The sequence below is a fragment of the Corynebacterium dentalis genome, from assembly GCF_900232865.1.
GTDB lineage: Bacteria > Actinomycetota > Actinomycetes > Mycobacteriales > Mycobacteriaceae > Corynebacterium > Corynebacterium dentalis.
Window position 1 is genome coordinate 25,093 of sequence record NZ_OCTS01000010.1, and the last position, 6,983, is coordinate 32,075.

4 protein-coding genes are annotated in these 6,983 nt (G+C 57.8%); 3 read left to right on the forward strand and 1 reads right to left on the reverse strand.

Features of this window, described 5'->3' with window-relative positions:
* Positions 1–72 precede the first annotated feature (72 nt).
* The 3 genes from mobF (at position 73) to CS919_RS10675 (ending at position 6,393) form a co-directional block, all read left to right on the forward strand.
* Positions 73–4,863 (forward strand): MobF family relaxase, encoded by a 4,791-nt coding sequence (gene mobF / locus CS919_RS10235; RefSeq protein ID WP_159460980.1) that lies wholly within the window; start codon positions 73–75, stop codon positions 4,861–4,863.
* A 100-nt stretch (positions 4,864–4,963) separates the two neighbouring features.
* A complete protein-coding gene (locus CS919_RS10240; protein ID WP_099299377.1) occupies positions 4,964–5,239 on the forward strand; it encodes a hypothetical protein in 276 nt (91 codons plus the stop codon).
* A 368-nt stretch (positions 5,240–5,607) separates the two neighbouring features.
* Positions 5,608–6,393: a DUF3800 domain-containing protein gene (locus CS919_RS10675; protein ID WP_159460981.1), complete on the forward strand. Its 786-nt coding sequence runs from the start codon at positions 5,608–5,610 to the stop codon at positions 6,391–6,393.
* A 423-nt stretch (positions 6,394–6,816) separates the two neighbouring features.
* On the opposite strand, the gene CS919_RS11055 is transcribed toward CS919_RS10675, so the two are convergent.
* Positions 6,817–6,975, reverse strand: a complete 159-nt coding sequence (locus tag CS919_RS11055) for an integrase core domain-containing protein (RefSeq protein ID WP_370737765.1) — start codon at positions 6,973–6,975, stop codon at positions 6,817–6,819.
* Positions 6,976–6,983: the final 8 nt, after the last annotated feature.

Here is a 6,983-nt window from a genome sequence, read left to right on the forward strand (position 1 = left end):
GGAAGGGTGTCTGATCTGCGCGTTTCGAGCAGGGTTATACGCGGGCACGGAGGTGGCGTTAGTATGAGAGCCATGATGTCCGCACATGTTCTTCACGCAGGCGAGGGTTACGCCTACCTGATGAACTCTGTGGCGACTGCGGACGAGGAGACGAGTGTCAAAACAGATCTGTTTGACTACTACGAGTCGCGAGGAACTCCCCCCGGACGGTGGTTCGGTTCGGGGATCGCCGCGCTCGGCGAGTGCAGCGTGGAAGAAGGTGGCATTGTCACCGAGGAGCAGATGGCCACGCTCTACGGAGAAGGCCTGCACCCAGATGCCGATGCACTCCTGGAAGATGGCGCGACCCTGGAAGAAGTTCAGCTAGGTCGGGCATTCCCGCTCTACTCGGATGGCGACGAGGCTCTGAAGAAGATCCACCGCGCAGAAAAGACCAAGCGCGAGGAGCTAGGCCGTCGCTTGACCGCTCAGGAACGCAGTGACTTGGTCGCAGCGACCGTGAGCGATGACTACCGTGACGAGACGGGCGATCGCAACGCGCGACCTAAGGATGTCGTGTCGTGGGCACGGGAGAAGCAGAACTCTGTGCGGCAGGCAACCAGTGGTTTTGACCTGACGTTTAGCCCAGTTAAGAGCGTGTCGATGCTGTGGGCATTGGGAAGCAACGACGTGCGAGAAGCTATTGAGCAGGCACACCAAGAGGCGGTGAACGAGACCCTACATTGGGTCGAAGATAATGCGCTCTACACCCGAGACAGCACCAGTGGTGTATGGAAGCTGACCAAGACGTCTGGCATGATTGCCGCGCAGTTTGATCACTTTGAAACCCGCGCGGGTGATCCTGATCTGCACACTCACGTAGCTGTCTCTAATAAGGTTTTTGATCCGGCCGCCGATAGGTGGAAGTCGATTGATTCTCGTAGCTTGCTGCGCAATGCAGTCACGGCCGGGAGCCGATACAACCTCTCTCTGATGGACAAGCTGACCGAGTCTCTAGGCGTGCATTTCGCTCCCCGCGGCATGGGCGAGGGAAAGATCCCTGTCTACGAGATCGACGGTGTACCCGACAGCCTCTCCCTGGCTGGATCAAAGCGACGTCAATCCATCACTGAGGCAACCCAGGCACTGGTGGATGACTACGTCACACGCCATGGGCGGAGTCCTTCGAGCGCGCTGATGTATAAGCTGTCTCAGCAGGCCACGCTATCGACCCGCGAGGGGAAGGGCGAGGCCTCGTCGTTGGCTGATCTTCGTGGTCGGTGGCGCTCCGAGTTTGCGGAGGTTGCGGGTGGTTATCAGGCACTGGATACCTTGTTGAGTGACGTGACCAACCGTGGTTCAGAGTCCACTTTGTGGAAGTCCGAGCAGGTTTCGGATACCCGTTTGCAAGTGCCTGGATACGGCACACAAGAGCGCGGGATCATCCTGGCGACCATCGCAGCCGAAGCCGTAGAGCTTGCGGGCTCTCGTCGTACCAACTTTACCGACCGGCACCTGGACTCAGCGGTGAGCCAGACCTTGCGCGGCTACCGCCCTGCTGCTGGCGAGAAGCTGATGGCTCTGCACGCACAGGTGCTCAAACAGGCCAAGGATCACGCGATCAGCCTGACCCCTAAGGTCACCCAGCAGCTGCCGGACAAGCTGTTGCAGGCCGGTGACCTTCCGATCGACCGCACGACGGACTTCCGGCGCTACACCTCTCCCGAGGTCATGCGGGAAGAAGCGGTTGTTGATCAATCGGCACGCACTCCAGTGGGCTTCACCGTGCCTGAGTCGTCGATAGCCCGGGCCATTGCCCGCTATGACGCTACCAACGACTTTGCGTTGAATGCGGGCCAGGCTGCGATGGTTCGCCACCTTGCGGCAACGGGCACGCAAACAGCGGTCGCTGTTGGCCCGGCAGGCTCCGGTAAAACCACGTCCATGGCCATCCTTGCTGATGTGTGGCGTGAGCAAGGCCATAAGGTTGTGGCCTTGTCGGCTCAGAAGTCGGCGGCCCGCACGCTGGGCTCGGAGATCGACGCTCCCGGCATGACGCTGGCGAGCCTGGTTTACCCGTGGCGGGGAAAGTACGACGGAGTAGAGCCTGGCGATGTGTCGAACCTGCCGGTCTCGTTGAGCCCTGGAGACATGCTGCTTGTCGATGAGGCGAGCATGGCCACGACCGCAGATCTGGCGGCGCTGACCGAGATCGCTAACGCAACGGGTGCTGTTATTCGCATGGTCGGTGACCCTCAACAGCTCGGCCCCGTGGGCCGTGGCGGCATCTTCTCCCGGCTGTGTGAAACGACCAACGCGGTCGAACTCGACACGGTTGTGCGTATGGGTGCCGACACCGAGCAGGCGGAGAACACCTTGGCGTTGCGCCAAGGCAAGACCGAAGCGCTGGATCTGTTCTACGAGCGTGGCTGGGTCCATTCCGGTGGGCGTGCCAATGTCATCAACCAGGCAGTGAGTGATCACTTGGGCGACCGTGCCCAAGGCAAGCACTCTCTGCTTATCGCCCCGACGAATCGTGACGTCGGAACGATTAACTCCTTGATCCAAAAGGCTCGGGTGGCCGCAGGCGACGTTGATCTTGACGGCCCAACGATCGCCCTGAGGGAGGCTACCGCTGGCGTAGGTGACACTCTGCTTGCTCGGCGGAACGCCAAGCTGCCCACCACTGATGGGCGACGTGTTGAGATCGACAACTCCGAGCTGCTGCGCCTGGATCTCGTGCTGCCTGACGGCTCCGCACTGACCCGGCGAATGGACGCCAAGGGCAAGCTCGGCGAATCCGTGCACATTCCTCAGTGGTACCTCCAGTCACACATGCAGCTGGGTTACGGTTGCACCGTGCACCGCTCTCAGGGTGCCACCGTGGAGATCACCCGCGGCATTGTCGACAAGTCAGTTTCTCGTCAGCTGGCTTATGTGGCCGTGACCCGTGGCAAGGAAGAGAATCACTTCTACCCCGTCACCGATGGCCGCGTGGAAACTGCCGTGGATGCCGAAGATCAGCATCAGCATATGGCCGGTGACACCCCGGCCGATGAAGGCCGGGCAGTGCTCGAGTCGATCCTGGCCCGCGATGATTCCCCTGTGGCGGCACACACGATCCGCGATCGCGCGGCAGCCGAAGAGTTCTCCCTGGAACGCACCGAGCAGCTCTATGGCCACGCGGCCACGATCCTTGCCCGTGAGTACGGTGGCCACCGTATTGATCACCACCTGTCCTACCTTCCTGGCATTGTCGCTGCATCGATCGATGATGATGCACGCGAGCGGCTGGCAGCTATCGCCGGAGATCTGGTCACCGCACGCACAGACCACGAAGCAGTGATTGCTGATGCCGTGGCCGCGGCTGACGGTACCGAGAAGGATGCCTCAGGGCTGATTGCCTACCGCCTGAAGGCAGCAATCCCGGATCGGGACGATCCTGCACGTCCACGCCGTTCTCTGCTGGCTCCGCACTGGAATGGGCAGGACTCTGACCTGCGCATATTCGCTGTAAGCGCGTTAGAGCGCTTGAGTGAGCACTCCACGGGTGTTGGTGACGGTTATACGCTCGTAGACGCTGATCTACGTGGCGTTGACCTCCGAGGACGGACGCTGACTGGTGTCACGCTCATCAATTGCCAGATCGACGGGATGGCCCTGGACGGGGCCACGCTTTCCGGTGTGCGGTTCATCGACTGCCACGGTGGCATCTCGGCGACCGGCGCACGACTGGGCACCCAGGCTCACTCGACTGAGACGGTCTTCCGCAACTGTGATCTCACGGGATCTGACTTCAGTGCTGCTCAGATGCAGCGCGTGCGATTCACCCGGGGTGACCTTGGGCAGGCCACCTTTGATGGTGCCACGATTGTTCACACCAATATGCAGGCAACGGGCATCCACGGCCTCTCGGCCCAGGACGTGACCGTAGACGGCAACCTGTCTCTGGTCGATGTTGACCTGGATGGTTCCGATCTGGCTGATCTGGTGGACTACTCCCCCACCCCAGACGTGGACGAATTGCGCGGCATCGCCGAGGAGGACTACCGCGAGGGGGCCTTGCATCTGGCTGGTCAGTTTGCCACCCATGAGCTGGCCACACGCCTGGAGGCTCTGCCTGTGGCTTCTCACATCGATGATGCTGGAATGGGCCGAGTATCCACCTCCGCCACGCTGGCGGCACTATCTGGGGTGGATTTCCGTGAGCACTGGCTGGAGCTTACCGGCGATATTGAGACCGTCTCCAATGTCCCATCCACGCTGGCTCGCCGGATCGATGCGCTCGTTGTCGACCATGCGGCTGTGCCGCAGCTGCCTCCACGCTGGGCAGGTCAGGATGACCAGCTACATGAGTGGGTGGCAGGCCGTGGCGTCGATGCGGGACTTATCGATCCACCATCCGAGACGCCCGCTGCGCAGTCCACTGAGGAGATCGCCGCCGAGTTGGCCACGCAGTACACCACCGCATGGATGGATCAGGTCGTCGATCGTGGTGCAGAGCTGAGTTCTGCTGATCAGCAGCAGATCATCGCTCACGCTGCTGGCTATGTCGCTCGTGGTTTGGATCTGGACGGTACTTCTCTGATCGCCGTGGAGATGGCCACCAGCACCGAGTTCGGTGTGGGCGAGACCCCTGTGGAACGAGTACTGAACTGGATTGACGCCAACGCCAGTGATCTTGATGACGATGCCGAGCCGATCTGCTTGCCACCGTCGGAGGACGGCCAGGACATGGAGCTTCGCGCCGAGCTGGAGCAGCGACGGGAACAGCTCGACGAGGAGGAAGATGCCACCGAGACATCCTTTATGGATTTGTTTGACCAGTCCTCGGTGCAGAACACCGACATCGATCGTGGCCACGATCGTGGGTTCGATCTCTAGTCTGTCGGTCGAACCGCTTTTTGGGGTCTGACCTGCGATGTCAAAGTCCTCAGGCTGTTGTCTGCGCGCCTGCTACAGTTACTCTCGGTTCCACCCTCGGGTGGCTTCTCTGATCGCTGCGCAGAAGGTCTGTGCGCAGGCTGGATCCTCTGTGCCGCATTTGGCAGAGGAGAGTTTTGATTTAGAGGAGGCGATTGACATGAAGATAAATTTTTCATGCATTGCACCTGGTCAGAAAAAGAAAGACCCCAGCGTCAGCCTGAGAGTAAAGGCAAAGCTGACTGCTGGGGACATGGTACTTCTGGCCATTATGGCTGGGCACGACAATGTCATGCTCAGACACCTAGTTGAGCAGGTTGCACCCTGGCTCTCCTAGTGGCCGTTAGGCCTGACAGCTCTTTCAGTGTTCGAGCACTGGAAGGGCGGTTGTGTTTTTTCGTGATCCAGTAGGTCTCGCTGGAGGTTCCTACCGATACTCAGCAGTGTAGAACACCACTGAGTTACTGTCCACCACATGGGCAGAACTAGCGCTACCAGCGATCACATCTGGAAACTGTCTTTACCAAGGGCATTCATCAACTGTTCACTACTCGTTATCTTCTGGTGAATATCACCAGAGAGTTCATCCATCTGACGAGACAGGGCCCGACCCCTGGAAAGTGAACAATTGATTTAGTTGGTCGGTCACGTAAGATACCTCGAATGAACCATGCGTGTACCCCCAGTCAGGGGAGATCCTTAACTATGCCTCCAAAAGTTACCCTGCCTCCTGAAACAGAAGGCGTTAGCTATTTTGTTGATGAGGCCGGAAGTAAGGGTACATTGGGTAAGTTTTTTGTGACTGGTGCAGTGCGCACAGCAGACCCGGATAAACTCTCCCGAGCAATTAAAGCCTGTAGAGATCGGAACAATTTTACCAAAGCTGAGGAAGTGAAGTTCTCAAAAGCTACTAAGAACTCTGTTCCAATCTTGATAGAAATTTTCCAAGAAGCCATTAAGGCGGATTGTACATTTGGTGCCTTTGTGCTTGATAAGCGCCACTTTGATCCTTGGAGCTCTCGAGACCAGTGGCAGGGACATTTGTTTTCTACCGACCGGCTTTTAAGAGGGTTAATAACTCGGCGCGAAGTGGGTGTTGTGCTTCTGGATTATATTGATGTTCCAGTTGGAATCTCCTATGGCGATGAACTTACCCGAAGCCTGAATCATCGGTTCGGGAATAAAAGAATCGTTTCGGCGGTAAGTCTGGATTCGCGAACATGCCCTGCTCTTCAAATTGCTGACTTACTGGCTAGCTCTATTTTCCACGCCAGAAAAAAGATTGAGGATCTTGGATTTGATGGCTACGTTAATGATCAGTCTCCTAAAGCTAGATTGTCTAAGGGGATCGCTTACAGTTTGGGAGTGTCAACCTTTGAAGACTGCAGGACTGAACTGGTTCGGGTCCAAACCAGCCATGAAGAATCTTTGACAGAGAAGGTTAAGCGCGGTAGTTTCTTGTTAGATGCTGATGCCATAGTCACAGACTAAAAGCGAGCATCCCACGGGCCGAGCCACAGGTTCATAACCCGTGAAAGAAGCGGAGCCATCCTCCCGCATTTGATACCGAACTTATCGCGATGCCCCGACTTGTCGGGGCATTTGCTTTTGTCAAAGATGTCCGAATCCGTGGTACCCTACGGGTAGCAACACAAAACCCCTCCACTCACACACTGGGTGCGAGGGGTTTTGTCATGCGCGGAATGCCAAGAAACTACGACAAGAACCCGCAGAAGATCACACCGCCTTCAATCAGGTGTGAGTAGCATGACCAGCGCAAACACCAAAGCGCGCTAGCAAAACACTTGTTTAACACCGCCCAAAGCGCCGGCGCCAAACCTGCACAACCCACACCGCCTGGTTCAATCAACACACCGGAACAACCCGGCACCTGAAGTGCCCTAGGTTTTGTTCCTAGGCATGTGCCTTGATTTCCATTATTCCTTGGGCAGGGTTGTGGCTCCAAAACTCTGATTCAACCTCAGCTGGCGTGCGGTACCCCAGGGACTGATGGAGCCTAGAATCGTTCCACCAGGTAACCCACTCGAAGGTTGCGATCTCCACGTCCACCACATCGCTCC

Excerpts from the sequence above, each read along its gene's own strand:
- CS919_RS10675 (WP_159460981.1), top strand. The coding sequence starts at position 5,608 with ATGCCTCCAAAAGTTACCCTGCCTCCTGAAACAGAAGGCGTTAGCTAT.
- mobF (WP_159460980.1), top strand. The coding sequence starts at position 73 with ATGATGTCCGCACATGTTCTTCACGCAGGCGAGGGTTACGCCTACCTG.